The organism is Streptomyces manipurensis (genome assembly GCF_049570255.1).
Taxonomy (GTDB): Bacteria; Actinomycetota; Actinomycetes; order Streptomycetales; family Streptomycetaceae; genus Streptomyces; species Streptomyces manipurensis.
The window spans coordinates 3,663,689-3,681,260 of sequence record NZ_CP186950.1 but is presented as its reverse complement, the minus strand read 5'-3'; the positions used below and the strand labels follow the sequence as shown (position 1 = coordinate 3,681,260).

General features: G+C 71.3%; 18 protein-coding genes. 9 read left to right on the top strand and 9 right to left on the bottom strand.

Features of this window, described 5'->3' with window-relative positions; genetic code table 11:
• Positions 1-104: 104 nt before the first annotated feature.
• Together dnaB and ACPU2J_RS16965 are read left to right on the top strand one after the other, a co-directional pair.
• Entirely contained in the window at positions 105-1,571 is a 1,467-nt protein-coding gene (gene dnaB, locus ACPU2J_RS16970; RefSeq protein ID WP_423834977.1) for a replicative DNA helicase, read from the top strand.
• A 48-nt stretch (positions 1,572-1,619) separates the two neighbouring features.
• Positions 1,620-3,005 (top strand): serine hydrolase domain-containing protein, encoded by a 1,386-nt coding sequence (locus ACPU2J_RS16965; protein WP_420080249.1) that lies wholly within the window; start codon positions 1,620-1,622, stop codon positions 3,003-3,005.
• Positions 3,006-3,049: 44 nt separating this feature from the next.
• On the opposite strand, the gene ACPU2J_RS16960 is transcribed toward ACPU2J_RS16965, so the two are convergent.
• From ACPU2J_RS16960 to ACPU2J_RS16950, 3 genes are read right to left on the bottom strand one after another with little or no spacing between them, the layout of a single operon-like run.
• Complete coding sequence (locus ACPU2J_RS16960) at positions 3,050-4,225, bottom strand: winged helix DNA-binding domain-containing protein (protein ID WP_420080250.1); 1,176 nt, start codon at positions 4,223-4,225, stop codon at positions 3,050-3,052.
• 53 nt (positions 4,226-4,278) lie between these two features.
• The gene (locus ACPU2J_RS16955) at positions 4,279-4,740 is read right to left on the bottom strand and encodes a GNAT family N-acetyltransferase (RefSeq protein ID WP_420080251.1); all 462 of its coding nucleotides are present in this window, start codon (positions 4,738-4,740) and stop codon (positions 4,279-4,281) included.
• A 15-nt stretch (positions 4,741-4,755) separates the two neighbouring features.
• Complete coding sequence (locus ACPU2J_RS16950) at positions 4,756-5,667, bottom strand: GNAT family N-acetyltransferase (RefSeq protein WP_420080252.1); 912 nt, start codon at positions 5,665-5,667, stop codon at positions 4,756-4,758.
• A 135-nt stretch (positions 5,668-5,802) separates the two neighbouring features.
• Between ACPU2J_RS16950 and ACPU2J_RS16945 the strand changes: the two genes are divergently transcribed.
• Both ACPU2J_RS16945 and ACPU2J_RS16940 read left to right on the top strand, forming a co-directional pair.
• Positions 5,803-6,426: an HAD family hydrolase gene (locus tag ACPU2J_RS16945; RefSeq protein WP_365491783.1), complete on the top strand. Its 624-nt coding sequence runs from the start codon at positions 5,803-5,805 to the stop codon at positions 6,424-6,426.
• A 147-nt stretch (positions 6,427-6,573) separates the two neighbouring features.
• Positions 6,574-7,782: a globin domain-containing protein gene (locus ACPU2J_RS16940; protein ID WP_420080253.1), complete on the top strand. Its 1,209-nt coding sequence runs from the start codon at positions 6,574-6,576 to the stop codon at positions 7,780-7,782.
• A gap of 152 nt (positions 7,783-7,934) precedes the next feature.
• Here ACPU2J_RS16940 and ACPU2J_RS16935 read toward each other — a convergent pair whose 3' ends face one another.
• From ACPU2J_RS16935 to ACPU2J_RS16915, 5 genes are all read right to left on the bottom strand, one after another.
• On the bottom strand, positions 7,935-8,414 hold the full coding sequence (locus ACPU2J_RS16935; protein ID WP_420080254.1) for an NUDIX domain-containing protein: 480 nt from the start codon (positions 8,412-8,414) through the stop codon (positions 7,935-7,937).
• Between the two features lie 60 nt (positions 8,415-8,474).
• Positions 8,475-9,380, bottom strand: coding sequence for a LysR family transcriptional regulator (locus ACPU2J_RS16930; protein ID WP_361589912.1), 906 nt, complete (start codon positions 9,378-9,380; stop codon positions 8,475-8,477).
• Positions 9,381-9,598: 218 nt separating this feature from the next.
• Complete coding sequence (locus tag ACPU2J_RS16925) at positions 9,599-10,768, bottom strand: cystathionine gamma-lyase (RefSeq protein WP_423833545.1); 1,170 nt, start codon at positions 10,766-10,768, stop codon at positions 9,599-9,601.
• Positions 10,765-11,256 (bottom strand): low molecular weight protein-tyrosine-phosphatase, encoded by a 492-nt coding sequence (locus ACPU2J_RS16920; protein WP_423833544.1) that lies wholly within the window; start codon positions 11,254-11,256, stop codon positions 10,765-10,767. Before ACPU2J_RS16920 ends, ACPU2J_RS16925 begins: the two co-directional genes overlap by 4 nt.
• A 12-nt stretch (positions 11,257-11,268) precedes the next feature.
• On the bottom strand, positions 11,269-11,649 hold the full coding sequence (locus ACPU2J_RS16915) for a phage holin family protein (RefSeq protein WP_361589920.1): 381 nt from the start codon (positions 11,647-11,649) through the stop codon (positions 11,269-11,271).
• Positions 11,650-11,738: 89 nt separating this feature from the next.
• Between ACPU2J_RS16915 and ACPU2J_RS16910 the strand changes: the two genes are divergently transcribed.
• The 4 genes from ACPU2J_RS16910 (at position 11,739) to ACPU2J_RS16895 (ending at position 14,050) form a co-directional block, all read left to right on the top strand.
• A complete protein-coding gene (locus ACPU2J_RS16910) occupies positions 11,739-12,056 on the top strand; it encodes a cupin domain-containing protein (RefSeq protein WP_361589923.1) in 318 nt (105 codons plus the stop codon).
• A gap of 151 nt (positions 12,057-12,207) precedes the next feature.
• Entirely contained in the window at positions 12,208-12,435 is a 228-nt protein-coding gene (locus tag ACPU2J_RS16905; RefSeq protein ID WP_361589925.1) for a DUF5326 family protein, read from the top strand.
• A 330-nt stretch (positions 12,436-12,765) separates the two neighbouring features.
• On the top strand, positions 12,766-13,503 hold the full coding sequence (locus tag ACPU2J_RS16900; protein ID WP_420082398.1) for an IclR family transcriptional regulator: 738 nt from the start codon (positions 12,766-12,768) through the stop codon (positions 13,501-13,503).
• Positions 13,504-13,600: 97 nt separating this feature from the next.
• Positions 13,601-14,050, top strand: coding sequence for an SsgA family sporulation/cell division regulator (locus ACPU2J_RS16895; RefSeq protein ID WP_361589927.1), 450 nt, complete (start codon positions 13,601-13,603; stop codon positions 14,048-14,050).
• Positions 14,051-14,068: 18 nt separating this feature from the next.
• On the opposite strand, the gene ACPU2J_RS16890 is transcribed toward ACPU2J_RS16895, so the two are convergent.
• Positions 14,069-15,466, bottom strand: a complete 1,398-nt coding sequence (locus ACPU2J_RS16890) for a YibE/F family protein (RefSeq protein ID WP_423833543.1) — start codon at positions 15,464-15,466, stop codon at positions 14,069-14,071.
• A gap of 212 nt (positions 15,467-15,678) precedes the next feature.
• Here ACPU2J_RS16890 and thiC point away from each other — a divergent pair, with 212 nt between their 5' ends.
• Positions 15,679-17,466: a phosphomethylpyrimidine synthase ThiC gene (thiC, locus tag ACPU2J_RS16885; RefSeq protein WP_361589932.1), complete on the top strand. Its 1,788-nt coding sequence runs from the start codon at positions 15,679-15,681 to the stop codon at positions 17,464-17,466.
• Positions 17,467-17,572: the final 106 nt, after the last annotated feature.

Genomic DNA, 17,572 nt, shown 5'->3' with positions numbered 1-17,572 from the left:
CGATTCGGGTGCCCCATATGTCAGAGCCGTGTCGTAGAAAGAGTGACACGGCGAGGTCCGCGTTGCGGACGGGAGGAGGCGGCCCGGTGAGCATGCCCGAGCCCATGGACGACCCCTGGGCCGACAGCGGTCCGAGCGACCGTCTGCCCGCCCGTCCGCGCCGCAACGGCGAGGGCCGCGGCCGCGGCGGGGACGACCAGCGCGACCGCGGCCGTGAAGGCGGCTCCTGGGAGGGCGCCGAGGGAGGCTTCGAGCGCGTTCCCCCGCAGGATCTCGACGCCGAGCAGTCGGTCCTCGGCGGCATGCTGCTCTCGAAGGACGCCATCGCCGACGTCGTCGAGGTCATCAAGGGACACGACTTCTACCGTCCCTCGCACGAGACGATCTACCAGGCCATCCTCGACCTGTACGCCAAGGGGGAGCCGGCCGACCCGATCACGGTGGGCGCCGAGCTCACCCGGCGCGGGGAGATCGGGAAGGTCGGCGGGGCCTCGTACCTGCACACCCTGGTGCAGTCCGTGCCCACCGCCGCGAACGCCGAGTACTACGCGGAGATCGTCCACGAGCGGGCCGTGCTGCGCCGCCTCGTCGCCGCCGGCACGAAGATCACGCAGATGGGATACGCCGCCGACGGCGACGTCGACGAGATCGTCAACAGCGCCCAGGCCGAGATCTACGCCGTCACCGAGCAGCGGACCTCCGAGGACTACCTGCCGCTCGGCGACATCATGGAGGGTGCGCTCGACGAGATCGAGGCGATCGGTTCGCGCAGCGGACAGATGTCCGGCGTCCCGACGGGCTTCACCGACCTCGACTCGCTGACCAACGGCCTGCACCCCGGCCAGATGATCGTCATCGCCGCCCGTCCCGCGATGGGCAAGTCCACACTCGCGCTGGACTTCGCCCGCGCCTGCTCCATCAAGAGCAACCTGCCGAGTGTGATCTTCTCCCTCGAAATGGGGCGCAACGAGATCGCGATGCGCCTGCTCTCGGCGGAGGCCCGGGTGGCGCTGCATCACATGCGCTCCGGCACGATGACCGACGACGACTGGACCCGGCTCGCGCGCCGGATGCCGGACGTGTCCGCCGCCCCCCTCTACATCGACGACTCCCCCAACCTGTCGATGATGGAGATCCGCGCGAAGTGCCGCCGGCTCAAGCAGCGCAACGACCTCTCGCTGGTGGTCATCGACTACCTCCAGCTGATGCAGTCGGGCGGTTCGCGCCGTCCCGAGAGCCGCCAGCAGGAGGTCTCGGACATGTCCCGAAACCTCAAGCTGCTGGCGAAGGAGCTCGAGGTCCCCGTGATCGCGCTCTCCCAGCTGAACCGTGGTCCCGAACAGCGCACCGACAAGAAGCCGATGGTCTCCGACCTGCGTGAGTCCGGCTCCATCGAGCAGGACGCCGACATGGTGATCCTGCTGCACCGCGAGGACGCCTACGAGAAGGAGTCCCCGCGCGCCGGCGAGGCCGACCTGATCGTCGCCAAGCACCGAAACGGCCCCACGGCCACCATCACCGTCGCCTTCCAGGGCCACTACTCGCGGTTCGTGGACATGGCCAACACGTAAGGTCCGGGCGGCCGGCAGAGCACAGACAACTGGAGAACCCACAGCACCATGGACGAGCGTGCCGAGGACCTCGAACTTCTTCCCGCGACCCGGCGTGCCCTCCGGCACCGGCTCGCCGTCGCGCAGAGTGCGGGGCGCGCCCCGTCGGTGGTGGCCGCCGTGCTGCGCGGGGGCGAGGTGGTCTGGGAGGGCTCCCGGACGTCCGTCGAAGGCCACGGCCCGGACGGGGACGTGCAGTACCGGATCGGGTCGATCAGCAAGACGTTCACCGCGGTTCTGGTGATGCGGCTGCGGGACGAGGGGCTGCTGCGCCTCGACGACCCGCTGGAGGACCACCTCCCGGGGACCGGCGCGGGCCGGGTGACCGTCGCCCAGCTGCTCTCCCACACCGGCGGGCTGGCCGCGGAGACCCCCGGACCCTGGTGGGAGCGGACCCCCGGTGCGCTGCGTCCCGAACTCGCCGACGTGCTGGGTGACGAGCCCTTCAAGCTCACTCCGGGCAGCAGGCACCACTACTCCAACCCCGGCTACACCCTGCTGGGTTCACTGGTGGAGGCGCTGCGCGGGAAGCCCTGGGAGGAGGTCCTACGGGCCGAGGTGCTGGAGCCGCTGGGTCTGGGCCGGACGAGCGGTTCGCCCCGGGCCCCCCACGCCGGGGGCTGGGCGGTGCACCCCTGGGCGGACGTGATGATGCCCGAGCCCCTGGAGGACCTGGGGCTCATGGCCCCCGCCGGCCAACTGTGGTCCACGACCAGGGACCTGGCCCGCTTCGCGGACTTCCTGCTGCGCGGCGACGACCGGGTGCTGAGCGCGGAGTCGGTCCGGGAGATGCGGCGGCCGGCCGCACCGCCCGAGCCGGGTTTCGCCGACCTCGGTTACGCCCTGGGCCTGCAGCTGACGGCCCACGGCGAACGTCGGCTCGTGGGGCACAGCGGCTCGCTGCCGGGGTTCGTTGCGGGGCTGTGGCTGAGCGAGGCGGACGACCTGGCGGCCGTCGTGCTGGCGAACTGCACCTCCGGGCTGCCGGCCTCGGCGGTGGCCGTCGACCTCGTCGCGATCGTGGCGGATGCCGAGCCCCGGTTCCCGCAGCCGTGGCGGCCGTTCGCGGAGGCCGACCGGGTGCCGCTGGAGCTGTGCGGGCCCTGGTACTGGGGGACTACGGCCCACGTGGTCCGGCTGATCGCGGACGGGTCGCTGGAACTGGCCCCCGTCGCCGCGATGGGACGCACGGCGCGTTTCCGTGCCGAGCCCGACGGCAGCTGGACCGGGCTCTCCGGCTACTACACGGGCGAGACCCTGCGGGCCGTGCGCCGTGAGGACGGCTCGGTGAGCCACCTGGACCTGGCGTCCTTCGTGTTCACGCGGGAGCCGTACGACGCCCAGGCACCGGTGCCCGGCGGGGTGGACCCCCAGGGCTGGCGCGGCATCGGCTGACCGGCGGGGCGACGGTCCCGGACCCCCGGCCCGGGACCACCGGCTCAGGCGACGAGCTCGCGCTCCAGAGGAGTGCGGAAGCGCGGCGTGATCCGGGTGTCGCCCACCCACGCGGCCAGCCGGGAGGCCTCGGCCGCGACCGCCTCCTCGGCGGCGCGGCCGGAGTCCGCCAGCAGCCGCCACACGATCTCGCCGTCCGGTCGCTGGGCCCAGCCGCCGACGATCTCGCCGTTCCACCACACGGTGGGGCCGATGTTCCCCGCGTAGTCGAAGAGCGCGGGCCGGTGCGCGGGGTCCAGGTGGAAGCCGCGGTCGGCCCAGCCCATGCCCGCGGGGTCCAGGGCGGGCAGCAGGGCGGCCCAGGGCTCCGGCGTCGGTTCCGGCGCGGCATCCCCCGGGGCGACGAGAGCGGCGCCGCCGTCCTCCAGCCGGACCTCCTCGGCGCCGGCCGCCGCGACGGCCTTGCGGACGTCCGTGCGGGTCCAGCCGGTCCACCAGGCGAGGTCGGCCTCGGTGGCCGGCCCGTACGCGTGCAGCCAGCGGCGGGCGATCTCCGCACGGGCCTCGGCGGCGGGAACGGCCGGCCAGGGCGCCGTGTGGACCCAGCGGAACTGGCTGGAGGTCCACGACCCGCGCGGACGGTCCCGCCGGATCCTGCCGTCGGCCGCCAGGAGGCGGATCACCCGGGTGGCCACACCCGTGTGTGTCTCGTACTTCTTGCCCCGACCGATGGTGATCTTCCGGCGCAGGTCCGGCACGGCGGCGGACAACTGGCTCCCGGTGAGCGGTCCTTGCGCGTCCAGGACGGCGAGGGCGGAGGTTTCCGCCCGCTCCAGCCACGCGGCGTCCAGTCCCTGTCCGTCCTCGTCCAGGTGCTTGAGAAAGGTGCGCCGCTCCTTCAGCGCGATTCCGCGTGCGGTCGACGCGTCCACGTACGGGGCGAGTTCGGCCGAGACCGCGAAGAGGGTGTTGCGCATGCTGAGCAGCCGTACGACGCCGACGTCCTCGTAGAGCGCCCGCTCGACCGCCTCGGGCCCGCAGTCGGTGAGCCGGGCGCGCGCGGAGAGGAAGACGGTCGCGGCATCGGTGGCGTGCAGGGCGACGACCGAGTCGGCCGCCTCCGCGACCGTTCCCGCGCGGGCCGAAGGAGCCAGCCGGTGGCGTCGGCCGAGCCGGTTGCGGCGCTCTGCGGTGGTGATGAGGGGCGGGCTGAGGCTCATCTGCCGATCGTAGGCCGGGCCGTGACGGTACGGCCCGGCTTCTGTACGACGGGTCAGAGCTGGAGTTTGAATCCGACGTGTGAGGCGGTGAAACCGAGCCGCTCGTAGAAGCGATGGGCGTCCGTCCGTGTCACGTCCGAGGTCAGCTGGACGAGCGAGCAGTCCTCGCTGCGGGACTTCTCGACCGCCCACTCGACGAACCGGGTCCCCAGGCCGCTGCCACGCTCGTCCGCGTGGACACGGACCCCCTCGATCACGGAGCGGGTGGCCGCCTTGCGGGAGAGTCCCGGAATGATCGTCAGCTGGAGGGTGCCCACGACCCGGCCGGCCCGGACGGCCACGACCAGATGCTGGTTCGGGTCGGCGGCGAGGCGCCGGAGGGCCGCGAGGTAGGGGGTGAGGTCGTCCGGGGACTCACGGGTGGCGCCCAGCGGGTCGTCGGCCAGCAGGGCGACGATGGCGGGCACGTCGGCCTCGGTGGCCGGCCGGATCGTCAGCTCGGTGGTGTCGGTCACGAAGGGGTTCCTCTCTCAGCCCGCGGCCACGGTCAGGGGCGCCCACCGCCGTGTCCAGTCACCGGGAAGGGCGGGGATGCTGCGCGTCATGACGGCGTTGAAAGCCACGGATTCCAGCCCGCGGTCCTTGAGCCAGGCCAGGAGTTCCTCGTGGCGCACGTCGACATCGGTGCGCAGCGGCCGGTCGGTCGTCAGGGCGAGCGCGGTGACGAGCGCCCGGGCGGTCTCGGTGTCGTGGGCGATCAGCGGGCCGATGACGTGGGTGTGCATATTGGGCCACGCCGCGGCGTAGCCGGTCAGCGTGCCGTCTCCGGAAGGATCCTCCGCGACGACCAGCCGGTCGGCGAAAGCGGGCAGCCGAGTGATCATGTGCGTCCGGTCGGCGCCGAAGACCTCGGCGTCCAGGTGCAGGATGCGCGGGATGTCCTCCGCGACGGCGGGCCGGACCCGGACGGCGCCGTGATCGGCCGGGGTGTCCTCCGGCCGGAAGGCGCCCATCAGCATCTCCGCGCGGCCCGTCACCTCGAATCCGAGCTCCTCGTAGAGCGGGCGGCCGAAGGGGGTGGCGTGCAGGGTGAGCGGGAGTCCCTTCAGGACGTCGTCGCACACGTGGGCCATCAGGGCACGGCCCAGGCCCTGGCGCGCGTAGCGGTCGGCCACGAGGACCATCCCGATGGCCGCGAGCTCAGGACCGGCGGAGGCGCTCCCGTAGCGGGTGACGACGCAGGCGGCGGCGAGCCCCCGTCCGTCCGGGGCGTCGACGCCGTATCCGTGCCCGGCGGCGAGCAGCAGCCCCCACTTGTGGTCCTCGCGGAGCCAGCCACGATCTTCGGACAGGTCGGCGCAGTAGTGGAGATCGTCCACGGTCAGCGCTCGGATCGGCAGATCGGTGATGTGTGGTGGTGTCACCGGCCCAGACTGGATCATGGAGCGGGAGTCGTCCAGAGGATTAGGGGCTGGATGTTTCACGTGAAACATGCAGGCCCCGGCCCTGGGCCGTGATCGGTGTTTCACGTGAAACGCGCTGTTTCACGTGAAACCGAACCACTAACCTCCAGGGCTATGCCCCTCCTGCACCTCTTCGATCTCGACGGAACCCTGATGTACGGCTCCTCGTCGCCGGCGGAGATCTCCCGACAGCTCGGCCTGAGCGCCGAACTCGCCGAACTGGAGCGTTCCTTCCTCGCTCAGGAGATCGGCCCGCACCAGTTCTCGGTGGCCGTTCACCAGCTGTGGTCGGGCCTCACCCCCGCACACGTCCGGGCGGCGTTCGACGGAGCGCCCTGGCTCGCGGGCATCCGGGACGTCTGGCAGGAGATCCGTCGGCGCGGGGACTACTGCGCGGTGATCTCCCTGTCGCCGTCCTTCTTCGTGGAACTGCTCCTCGAGTGGGGCGCCGATGCCGCCCACGGCTCGGTCTTCCCCGAGGTGCCCTTCACCCGTCCCGTGGAAGCTGCCGGGATCCTCACCCCCCAGGGCAAGGTCACGGTGGCCGAGCGCCTCCGCGAACGGTTCGGTGTGACCAGGGACGACTGCGTCGCCTACGGGGACTCGGCGACCGACGCGCATCTCTTCGAGGCGGTCGCGGTCTCGGTGGCGGTCAACGCGCGCCCCTACCTGGCGGAGCGGGCGACCCATGTCTACGAAGGGCGGGACCTGCGCGAGGCATACCAGCTCCTGGGGTAGGCGCGCCCGGGAGTTGAGGCATCTTAGGAGGAAAGTGGGTTCGAGTCGCGGATTTTCCCCGTTTCCCCGCAGTCCTCTGGGGCGGCTGGCACGCTGTGAATCCTGGAACCACGGATTCACAGGCCGTGGCGTGTGCAGACCGACGAGATGCTCGAAGCGAGGCACCGCATGGACGCTCCGCCCACCAGACCGGCCAGACGCGACGCGGGCCGGATACCGTCCGAGGCCGGTGCGACCGAGCCCTCACCGGACGCCGTGCTCATCCGCCGGACCCTCGCGGAGATCGCCCCCGTCGCCGACAAGGTGACCTCGTACTTCTACGCCCTGGTGTTCACCGGCCACCCCGAGGTACGGGGCATGTTCCCCGTGGCCATGGACACCCAGCGCGACAGGCTGCTGAAAGCATTGCTCACCGCCGCCGAGCACATCGACGATCCGGACGTGCTCACCCCGTACCTCTGCCGGCTGGGTGCGGGACACCGGAAGTACGGCACCATGGCCGCCCACTACCCGGCGGTCGGCGAGGCCCTGGTCGGCGCGCTCGCCCGGTTCGCCCGCGAGACCTGGGGACCGGAGACCCAGGCCGCCTGGGTCCGCGCGTACACCGCCATCTCCCAGATCATGATCGACGCGGCGGCGCAGGACGAGGCCAGGGCGCCCGCCTGGTGGCACGCCGAGGTCGTCTCCCACGAACTGCGCACTCCGGACATCGCGGTGATCACGGTCCGCCCCGACCAGCCGTACGCTTTCGTGGCGGGCCAGTACACGAGCCTGGAGACCCCGTGGTGGCCCCGGGTGTGGCGGCACTACTCCTTCGCCTCGGCGCCCCGCGCCGACGGCCTGCTCTCCTTCCACGTCAAGGCCGTCCCCGCGGGATGGGTCTCCAACGCGCTCGTGCGCCACGCCCGGCCGGGGGACGTCCTGCGCCTGGGCCCGCCCGCCGGGTCGATGGTGGTGGACCACACGACGGACAACGGGATGCTCTGCCTGGGCGGTGGCACCGGCATCGCACCGATCAAGGCCCTGATCGAGGACGTGGCCGAGCACGGCGAGCGGCGGCCGGTCGAGGTCTTCTTCGGCGCGCGCAGTGACAGCGGCCTGTACGACAAGGACACCCTGCTGGGCCTCCAGCGGTCCCATCCCTGGCTGTCGGTGCGGCCGGTGGTCGGAGACGGGCTGGCCGGGCAGCTGCCGCACGCGGTCGGTGAGCACGGCCCGTGGAGCTCGTACGACGCCTTCGTCTCGGGGCCGCCGGCGATGATCCGCAACGGCGTCGACGAGCTGCTGCGCATCGGCATCCCCGGGGAGCGGATCCGGCACGACGCCGTGGAGGAACTGGCCGGGATCGCGGGCTGAGCAGCCGGCCTCCCCTGCCGGGCCCCTCCTGTGCCGAGCCCCTGTACCGGGCCGAGCCGACCCGAACCTTCCCGCCGGTGCCTGCCCGCGCCGAAAGGCCGGGACTCCCCTCCGCCCGGCCCTGTTCCCGCGCTCCCGCGCCCGGACGGTCCTCAGCCCAGGTCGGGCGCGTGCATGGCGCGCACGCCTTCGATGTTGCCGTCGAGGTAGTGCCGCAGGGAGAGCGGGACGAGATGGACGGCGGCGATGCCCACCCGGCTGAAGGGCACCCGGACGATCTCGTACTCGCCCGCGGGCTCGTCGACCTCGGGCCCGTGCCGCAGGCTCGTGTCCATCGATTCGAGGCGGCAGACGAAGAAGTGCTGCACCTTCACGCCGGTCACCCCCTGGTCGGCGATGTGCTCGATGGTGTCGACGAAGCAGGGCACGACATCGGTGATCTTCGCACCGAGTTCTTCGTGGACCTCTCGGTGGAGGGCGTCGACGACGGTGGCGTCCGAGGACTCCACTCCCCCGCCGGGGGTGACCCAGTACGGGTCGACGCCGGGCTTGGTGCGCTTGATGAGGATCAGGTCGTCACCGTCGAGCAGGATCGCGCGGGCGGTGCGTTTGACCACGGGACGTTCGGTCATGGGAGAAGAGTGGCCCACCGCTCCGCTTCTGAAACGCGACACGGCCCGGAAAGCGGGGGCTCACCAGTGCGCGGCGGCGCTCAGCAGCCGGTCGCGTGCCCGGGCGAGGTGGGCGAGGGCGGGGCTGCCGGTCCGCAGCACGAGGAACCAGGTGCGCAGCGGCGGTACGGGCGGCTCGGCGAGCGCCACGATACGGCCGGCGGCGAGCAGGTCCTGGCACAGGTAGCGGGGCAGTACGGCGATCCCCGCGCCGGCGAGGACGCACTCCAGCACGGCCCGGAGATCGGGTGCGACCACGGTGGCGGCCTGGGACCTCGCGTCCGGCGGGGTGTCGAAGACGGCGCACCAGTACCGGGTCACGAGCGGCAGGGTCTCGTGGACCTCCACGAGCGGGATGCCCTCCAGGGCCGTGGGGCCGCTCTCCCGCAGCCGTTCGGTGTCCACGAGGGCGGCCCAGTAGGGCGCGGCGACCAGGACGTGCTCCTCGTCGCACAGGGCAGTGGCGGTGAACGGGCCGCTACGGGGGCGGGCGGTGGTCACGACCAGGTCGTGGTGGCCGGAGGCGAGCCCGTCGAGGGCCGTGCCGGAGTCGCTCTGCAGGGTCGCCCGCAGGGTGTGCCCCTGGCCCACCAGCGGTGCCAGGGCCGGGAGCACGCGCAGGCTCAGGATCTCGGGCGGACCGGCGATGTGGAGCGAGCGCAGCGCGCCGGCGTCCTCCCGTTCGGCCTCGGTGATCCGCAGCAGGGCGTCGAGGTGGGGCGCCGCCTTGTGCGCCAGCTCGTCCCCGACGGCCGTGGGGGTGACACCGCGGGCCCGGCGGTGGAAGAGGGGGCGTCCCAACTGCCGCTCCAGCGTGCGGATCTGGGAGGTCACGGCGGGCTGGGAGAGCCCGAGCAGGGCGGCGGCACGTGTGAACGAGCCGGCCCGGTGGACCGTGACGAAGGTGCGCAGCAGGGCCAGGTCCATCGAGGCACCTCTCGGTGGGGGCCTACCACTATAAATTTACCGATAGGTCCCTGTCGTTACCGTGATTGGACTCTGACGCAGAGTCAATTAGCCTTGTGGCGTGGTTCTTCGCGCGGAACCCGGGGCGGGCCGAGCCATCTGGGGGGAGGCTCGGACCGCCCCTGCCACACGTCCGGCGGTCGCCCCTGCCCTACTGTCCGGCGGCCGCCGGTGACGGATCAGCCGGCCGTGTCGAGGGCGTGCAGGACGTCCGCCACGAGGTCTTCGGTGTCCTCGGCCCCGGCGGAGAAACGGATGAACCCCTCGGGCACGGCATCGCCGCCCCAGCGCCCGCGCCGCTCGGCGGTGGAGCGCACCCCGCCGAAGCTGGTGGCGTCCTCGACCAGGTGCAGGGCGGCCATGAAGCGCTCCGCGTGGGCGCGGTCGGGCAGGGTGAAGGAGACCACCGAGCCGAATCCCCGCATCTGGCGGGAGGCCGTCTTGTGCGAGGGGTCCGTGGCCAGCCCCGGGTAACGCAGCCCGGTGACCTCCCGGCGGCCCGCGAGCGCCTCGGCGACGGCGAGCGCGTTGGTCCACTGGCGCTCGGCGCGCAGCTGGATCGTGGCCAGCGAACGGTGGGCGAGCCAGGCCTCCATGGGCCCCGGGATCGCACCGACGATCTTGCGCCACCTGCGGACCTGCGCCGCCAGGGCGGGATCGCGGCAGACGACGTACCCGAGCAGCAGGTCGCCGTGGCCGGTGAGGCCCTTGGTGCCGCTCGCCACGGAGAAGTCCGCGCCGAGCTCCAGGGGGCGCTGCCCGAGCGGGGTGGCGAGGGTGTTGTCGACCGCGACGAGGGTCCCGCCCTCGTGCGCGGCGGCCACCAGGCGGCGTACGTCGCACACGTCGAGCCCGGGGTTGGACGGGGTCTCGATCCACAGCAGCCGGGCTCCGTCGAGCCGGGTGAGCTGGGCGTCGTCGCCGGTCGGGGCGGTGCGTACGCGGACCCCGTACGCCTCGAGCTGCTCGCGGACCAGCGGCAGCGCCTGGTAGCCGTCGTCGGGCAGGACGACGGTGTCGCCGCTGCGCGCCTGGGAGAGCAGCACCGCGGAGATCGCCGCCATGCCGGACGCGAAGACGACGGTGTCCACGTCCTGCCCGGGGGCCTCCAGCTCCCCGATCGCCCGCTCCAGGAGGGTCCAGGTCGGGTTGGTGTCGCGGCCGTAGGCGTACGGGCCCTCGACGTCGCCCGGGAGGTGGAAGTGCGCGGCGAAGACCGGTCCGGGCAGCGGTGGTTCGTTCTTGACGGGTTCGGGGAGCCCGGCGCGGACGGCACGGGTGCCTTCGCCCGTGCGGGCGGTGGGTGCGGTCTCGGGCCCGTGGCCGGTACCGGGGGCGTGGTCGTTCACGTGGTGGACTCCTTCACTGCCTCGCGTACGGCCTGCAGCAGGCCGGGGCTCGCCGCCTCGACCAGCTCCAGGCACTCCTCGAAGCCTTCGAGCGACCCGTAGTAGGGGTCCGGTACGTCGGCTTCCGCGGCCGTGGCCGACGGGTCGTAGGACCGCAGCAGCCGCACCTTCGCGGCGTCCTGCAGGGTGGGGGCGAGGGCCCGGAGGTCCCGCAGGTGCCCGGAGTCGAGGGCGATGACGAGGTCCAGGCGCTCGAACCAGGAGGACCGGAACCGCCGGGCCCGGTGGTCCTGCTCGTAGCCCGCGGCCTCCAGGACGGAGACGGCGCGCGGGTCGGCGCCGTCGCCCTCGTGCCAGCCACCGGTCCCGGCGCTGTCCACCTCGACCAGGGCGTCCAGTCCGGCGTCCGACACGTGGGCGCGGAAGACGGACTCGGCCATGGGGGAGCGGCAGATGTTGCCGGTGCAGACGAAGCAGACGCGGTACATGTGCGGCCGCGCTCAGTCGTTGTCGGGAAGGACCAGGTTCACGGCCCAGGAGACGATGGAGATGATCAGGCCGCCGACGAGCGCCGCCCAGAATCCGTCCACGTGGAAGGAGAGGTCGAACTTGTCGGCCAGCCACGAGGTCAGCAACAGCATCAGGGCGTTCACGACGAGGGTGAACAGGCCGAGGGTGAGGATGAACAGCGGCAGGGAGAGCAGCTTCACCACCGGCTTGACGATCAGATTGACCAGACCGAAGAGCAGGGCGACCAGGATCAGGGTCAGCGTCCGGCGGCCCGTACTGCTGCCGTCGTCCAGGGTGATCCCGGAGACCAGCCAGATGGCGACGGCCAGGGCGGCCGCGTTGGCGAGCGTCTTGACTACGAAATTCGTCATGTGTCTGATCGTGGCAGAGAAGATCCCGGTGGGACATCCGCGTACCGGCGGATGTGAGGGCACGATCGAGTACAAGGGGCACAACGACGATGAAAGCGTTCCGGCTTGACGAGCTCGAGGCCGAACGGGCCGCCAACGACGGCGCCTATCTGCAGTTCCTGCGCGAACGGAACATGTCGGTCGGGCTGTACGCGCTCGATGCCGGGCAGACCGATCCGCAGCAGCCCCACCGCCAGGACGAGGTGTACTTCGTCGTCAGCGGCCGGGGCTCCATCACGGTCGGGGAGGAGACCACGACCGTGGCCCGCGGCAGCGTCGTCTACGTGCCGGCAGGCGTCCCGCACAAGTTCCACCACATCACCGAAGACCTCAGGGTGATGGTGGTGTTCTCCCCGCCGGAGGCCTGAGCGGCCCGTCGGATGAGGGTCGTGCCCCTGATCCCCCTAAGGGGCGGATCAGGGGACTCCGGGGGCTCGCGGGACCCCGGACGGTGCCTGCCGGCTCCTAGCATCGGGAGCAGGAAGTCACGGACGGAAAGCCGAGGAAGAGGTCGAGGACATGGACGGGATCCGGAAGATATTCGAGGGAATGCCCTGGTGGGTGAAGTGGGTCGCGGTTCCCCTGCTCGCGCTGTTCGTCTTCGGCGGCGTCATCACCAGCGTCCTGGGCGCACTGATCTCGCTCGCCTTCAAGCTGCTCCTCTTCGTCGCCCTGGTCGGCGGCCTGGTCTTCCTCGTGAAGAAGGTCCGCGGGGACCGGACGAAGTCCTCCTCCGGCGACTGGTAGTCCGGACCGGTCCGGACAGCTCCCTGATCGCCCCGGACCGGTCCGGGGCGGGGCGTCCGGCCGTTGCGCCATGTGAGGGAAGGCCGGACTCCAAACGGCTCACACCCCCCGAACAGGCGGATAGAGTGCCAATCCGTGCCGCTCCCCTGGGCGCCGAAAGCCGGTAGATGTCCGCCCTGAGCTGCGGCGCCGTTGACGACCCGCCGAGTACGACCCCGGGAGCCCGCGGTGCGCGCGGGGGCGGCCCCCGCAGGGCGGGCCTCCCCCGAAGCCCGCCGTCATGCCTGGGGGTGAGCTGTGGCTTCTCTTCACAACGCCGGTGTGCCGACCCTGATCGGTTCGGTGCAGAGAGCGCTGAGACTGCTCGAAGCCGCGGTGGCACACTCCGGGGGAGCCCCGGCGAAGCAGCTGGCACGCGAGGCCGGCCTCCCGCTGCCCACCGCCTACCACCTGCTGCGCACCCTGACCCACGAGGGTTATCTGCGACGCGAGGGCGGAGTCTTCGTCCTGGGGGACGCCGCGGCGAGGCTCGCCCAGGGGGGACTGCAGCAGAAACGTCGCAGCATGATCCTCGAATCGCTCGCGCACTTCCGGGACGCCGTCGGGGCGCCCGTCTATTTCGCGGTCTATCGCGAGGGTGAGATCGAGGTCGTCGGGGTCTCCGACACCACCGCCAGTCCGGCGTGCGAGGAGTGGGCCGACTTCCGCGAGACCGGCCACGCGCACGCCATCGGCCAGTGTCTGCTCGCCCAGCTCGACGAGGAGGCGCGCAAGGACCATCTGGACCGGTACCCGGTCGAGGCGATCACCGCTCACACCGTTCGGGACCTGCACGCCCTGGAAAGCCGGATCAGTGCCCTGGGGCGAATGCAGACGGTGACGGAACGCCAGGAATATGCGCTCGGCACGGTATGTGCCGCCATCCCCATCACCGCCGGGGATGTGGCCGCGACCATGGCCATTTCCCTACCCCTGCATCAAGAAGACCGGTTGCCCTATGTAGTCAATCGACTACGGAGTGAAGTAGGCGCGCTGTTGAGCACCCTCTCCTTCTCTATCAGTATCTGAAAACTCACTCCTTGTGATCTGCTAGCGCTTACACCACTCTTGTCAAGAGGAGCCTGGGGGATCATTCCTGGCCACTTCCACTACAGCGGGGTAGGCAATGCGCGAGTCGGTACAGGCAGAAGTCATGATGAGCTTCCTCGTTTCCGAGGAGCTCTCGTTCCGGATTCCGGTGGAACTCCGGTACGACGCCCGTGATCCCTACGCAGTCCGCCTGACCTTCCACCTTCCCGGAGACGCCCCGGTGACCTGGGCGTTCGGCAGAGAACTCCTCCTCGACGGCATCAACAAGCCGTGCGGCGACGGCGACGTGCACATCGCGCCCACCACGCCCGAGGAGTTGTCCGACGTCCACATCCGGCTCCAGGTCGGCAGCGACCGGGCCCTGTTCCGCGCCGGCGCGGCGCCGCTCGTCGCCTTCCTCGACCGCACCGACCGGATCGTTCCGCTCGGTCAGGAGCGGAACACGGGCGACTTCGAGGAGCACCTCGACGAGGCCCTCGGCAAGATCCTCGCCGAGGCGCAGCAGAACGAGCAGAACGCCGGCTGAGACACCCGCGACGAACGGTCAGCGCTTGCGGCGGCGGCCCCGGCCGCCGCGCACCGGCCCCGACGCCGGAGCGGCGGCCCCGGCGTCCGGCCGGTCGGCCGAGACCACCAGTGCGGCGAGCGCCGTGGTCACCGGGACCGAGGCGACCAGGCCGATCGAGCCCACGAGGGTGCGTACGATCTCGACCGCGACCAGCTCGCTGTTGGCCACCGCGCCCATGCTGCTGTTGGCGATGGTGAACAGCAGGAGCAGGGGCAGGGCGGCGCCCGCGTACGCCAGCACCAGGGTGTTGACCACCGAGGCGATGTGGTCGCGGCCGATCCTGATGGCCGCCCGGTACAGGCCGCGCGGTCCCAGCGTGGAATCGGCCTGGTGCAGCTCCCAGACGGCCGAGGTCTGGGTCACCGTCACGTCGTCGAGCACACCCAGCGATCCGATGATGATGCCCGCGAGCAGCAGGCCGCTCATGTCGATCTCCGGATAGAGCCCGTGGATCAGGCCGGTGTTGTCGTCGGTGTTCCCGGTGAGGAACGCCCAGTCGATGAACACCGAGCCCAACAGCCCGATGAGCAGCAGCGAAACGAGCGTGCCGAGGACCGCCACCGAGGTGCGGGCCGTCAGGCCGTGGCACATGTAGAGCGCGATCAGCATGATGGCGCTCGCCCCGACCACCGCCACCACCAGCGGGTTCGACCCCTGCAGGATGGCGGGGAGGATGAAGAGGGTCAGCACCCCGAAGCTGACGACCAGCGCGATCAGGGCGAACACGCCGCGCATCCGGCCGACGAGTACGACGGCCAGCGCGAAGATCCCGGCGAGGACGGCCAGGGGCAGCTTCCGGTTCACGTCGATGACCGAGTACTGCAGGTCGCGGGGCGCGTCGGGGGCGTAGGCGACCACCACCTCCTGGCCGTTCTCCAACTGCCTCGGTGCGCCGGGCTGGACGATCTCCACGAAGGTGCGGCCCTTGTCCGAGCCGCTGCCGACCTCGACCGTGGCCTTCTTGCACTCGCCGGTCTGTGCCGCCCGGGCCTCGCGGCCGGACGGGGTGGAGACCTCGCCGGTCGGCGGCACCTGGGCGGCGTTCACCGATTTGCAGTCGACCTGCTCCAGGGAGACCACCCTGGCCTGCTGGGTCTCCCGGTCGAAGCCGACCCCCGTGCGCTCGTGGTCGGGGGCGCCCCCCGGCCAGAGCACGGCCATGCCGACGAAGACGGCGGTCGCGAAGGGGATCAGCACGGCCGCGATCACCTTGCGCAGGTGCTTAGAGACGGGGGCCGCGGGGCCGTGGCCGTGCGAGTGGCCGTGACCGTGGCCGTGCGAGTGGCCCGGGGAAGGCCCGTGGCCCGCGTACGCGTGACCGGAGTGGTCGCTGTTTTCCGTGGGCTCGATGGGGGGCTGCGGGGAGGGCGTCACCAGCAGATCATCGCAAGAGATGAGGGGGCCCACTGTTCAGCACGCCATGGATGACGCTAGCGTGGGGGCTACTTTGCACAACGCGGGAGCTCGGAGCACCGGGCTGAGAGGGCGCTGATCACCGTACGAGCATCACGGATGCGTACGGGAGGAGGCTGCGTCGACCGCCGAACCTGTTACCGGGTAATGCCGGCGTAGGGAGATCAGGTCTCATGACCATTCAGGACGCACGCACGCCTGCCGTCAGCCAGGACGCCGACGGCTCGACCGAGCGCAAGCCGGGCTGGCACAAGGGCTACGTGGCGGGCTCCCGCCCCGACCTCCGGGTGCCGGTCCGCCAGGTCCACCTCACCAACGGCAAGGACGTGACGCTCTACGACACGTCCGGTCCGTACACCGATCCGCAGATCGACACCGACGTGCGGCGCGGCCTCGCCCCGCTGCGCGAGAACTGGATCATCAGCCGCGGGGACACCGAGGAGTACGCGGGCCGTCCCGTGCGCCCCGAGGACGACGGCATCAAGCACACCTCGCCGCGCGGTGGCCTCAAGAACCTCGACGCGGTCTTCCCGGGCCGCCCGCGGCTGCCCCGCCGCGGCCGCGACGGCGCCGCCGTCACGCAGCTCGCGTACGCCCGCCGGGGCGAGATCACCCCGGAGATGGAGTACGTCGCGATCCGGGAGAACGTCTCCCCCGAGGTCGTCCGCGAGGAGATCGCCGCAGGCCGCGCGGTGCTCCCGGCGAACGTGAACCACCCGGAGATCGAGCCGATGATCATCGGCAAGAGGTTCCTGGTGAAGGTCAACGCCAACATCGGCAACTCCGCCGTCACCTCCTCCATCGAGGAGGAGGTGGAGAAGATGACCTGGGCGACCCGCTGGGGCGCGGACACGGTCATGGACCTCTCCACGGGCCGCAACATCCACACCACCCGCGAGTGGGTGCTGCGCAACTCCCCCGTCCCGATCGGCACCGTGCCGCTCTACCAGGCGCTGGAGAAGGTCGACGGCCGGGCCGAGGACCTGACCTGGGAGATCTACAAGGACACGGTCATCGAGCAGGCCGAGCAGGGCGTCGACTACATGACGGTCCACGCCGGCGTGCTGCTGCCGTACGTGCCGCTGACCGCCCGCCGCAAGACCGGCATCGTCTCGCGCGGCGGGTCGATCATGGCCGCGTGGTGCCTCGCGCACCACAAGGAGAACTTCCTCTACACGAACTTCGAGGAGCTCTGCGAGATCCTCGCGACGTACGACGTCACGTACTCGCTCGGCGACGGCCTGCGGCCCGGTTCGATCGCGGACGCCAACGACGCGGCGCAGTTCGCCGAGCTGAAGACGCTGGGCGAGCTGAACACCATCGCCAAGCGCCACAACGTCCAGACGATGATCGAGGGCCCGGGCCACGTCCCGATGCACAAGATCAAGGAGAACATCGACCTCCAGCAGGAGATCTGCGAGGAGGCGCCGTTCTACACCCTCGGCCCGCTGACCACGGACGTCGCGCCCGCGTACGACCACATCACCTCGGGCATCGGCGCCGCGATGATCGCCTGGTGGGGCACGGCGATGCTCTGCTACGTCACGCCCAAGGAGCACCTGGGCCTGCCGAACCGGGACGACGTGAAGACCGGCGTGATCACCTACAAGATCGCGGCGCACGCGGCGGACCTGGCCAAGGGCCACCCGGGCGCGCAGGAGTGGGACGACGCGCTGTCGGACGCGCGGTTCGAGTTCCGCTGGGAGGACCAGTTCAACCTGGCCCTCGACCCGGACACGGCGCGCGAGTTCCACGACGAGACCCTCCCGGCCGAGCCGGCCAAGACGGCGCACTTCTGCTCGATGTGCGGCCCGAAGTTCTGCTCGATGAAGATCTCGCAGGACATCCGCCGGGAGCACGGCGGTGACCTGAAGGCGGACGAGATCCAGGCCGGCATGGCCGAGAAGTCCGCGGAGTTCGCGGCCTCCGGCAACCGCGTCTACCTGCCGCTGGCCGACTGAGCCGGACGACGGGAGCCGTGCGGCGGGCCCGCGACCCGAGGGGGAGTCGCGGGCCCGCCGCTCTCGCCTCGGGCGGGAAGCGGCGGCCTGCGGGCCGCCGCCCCCG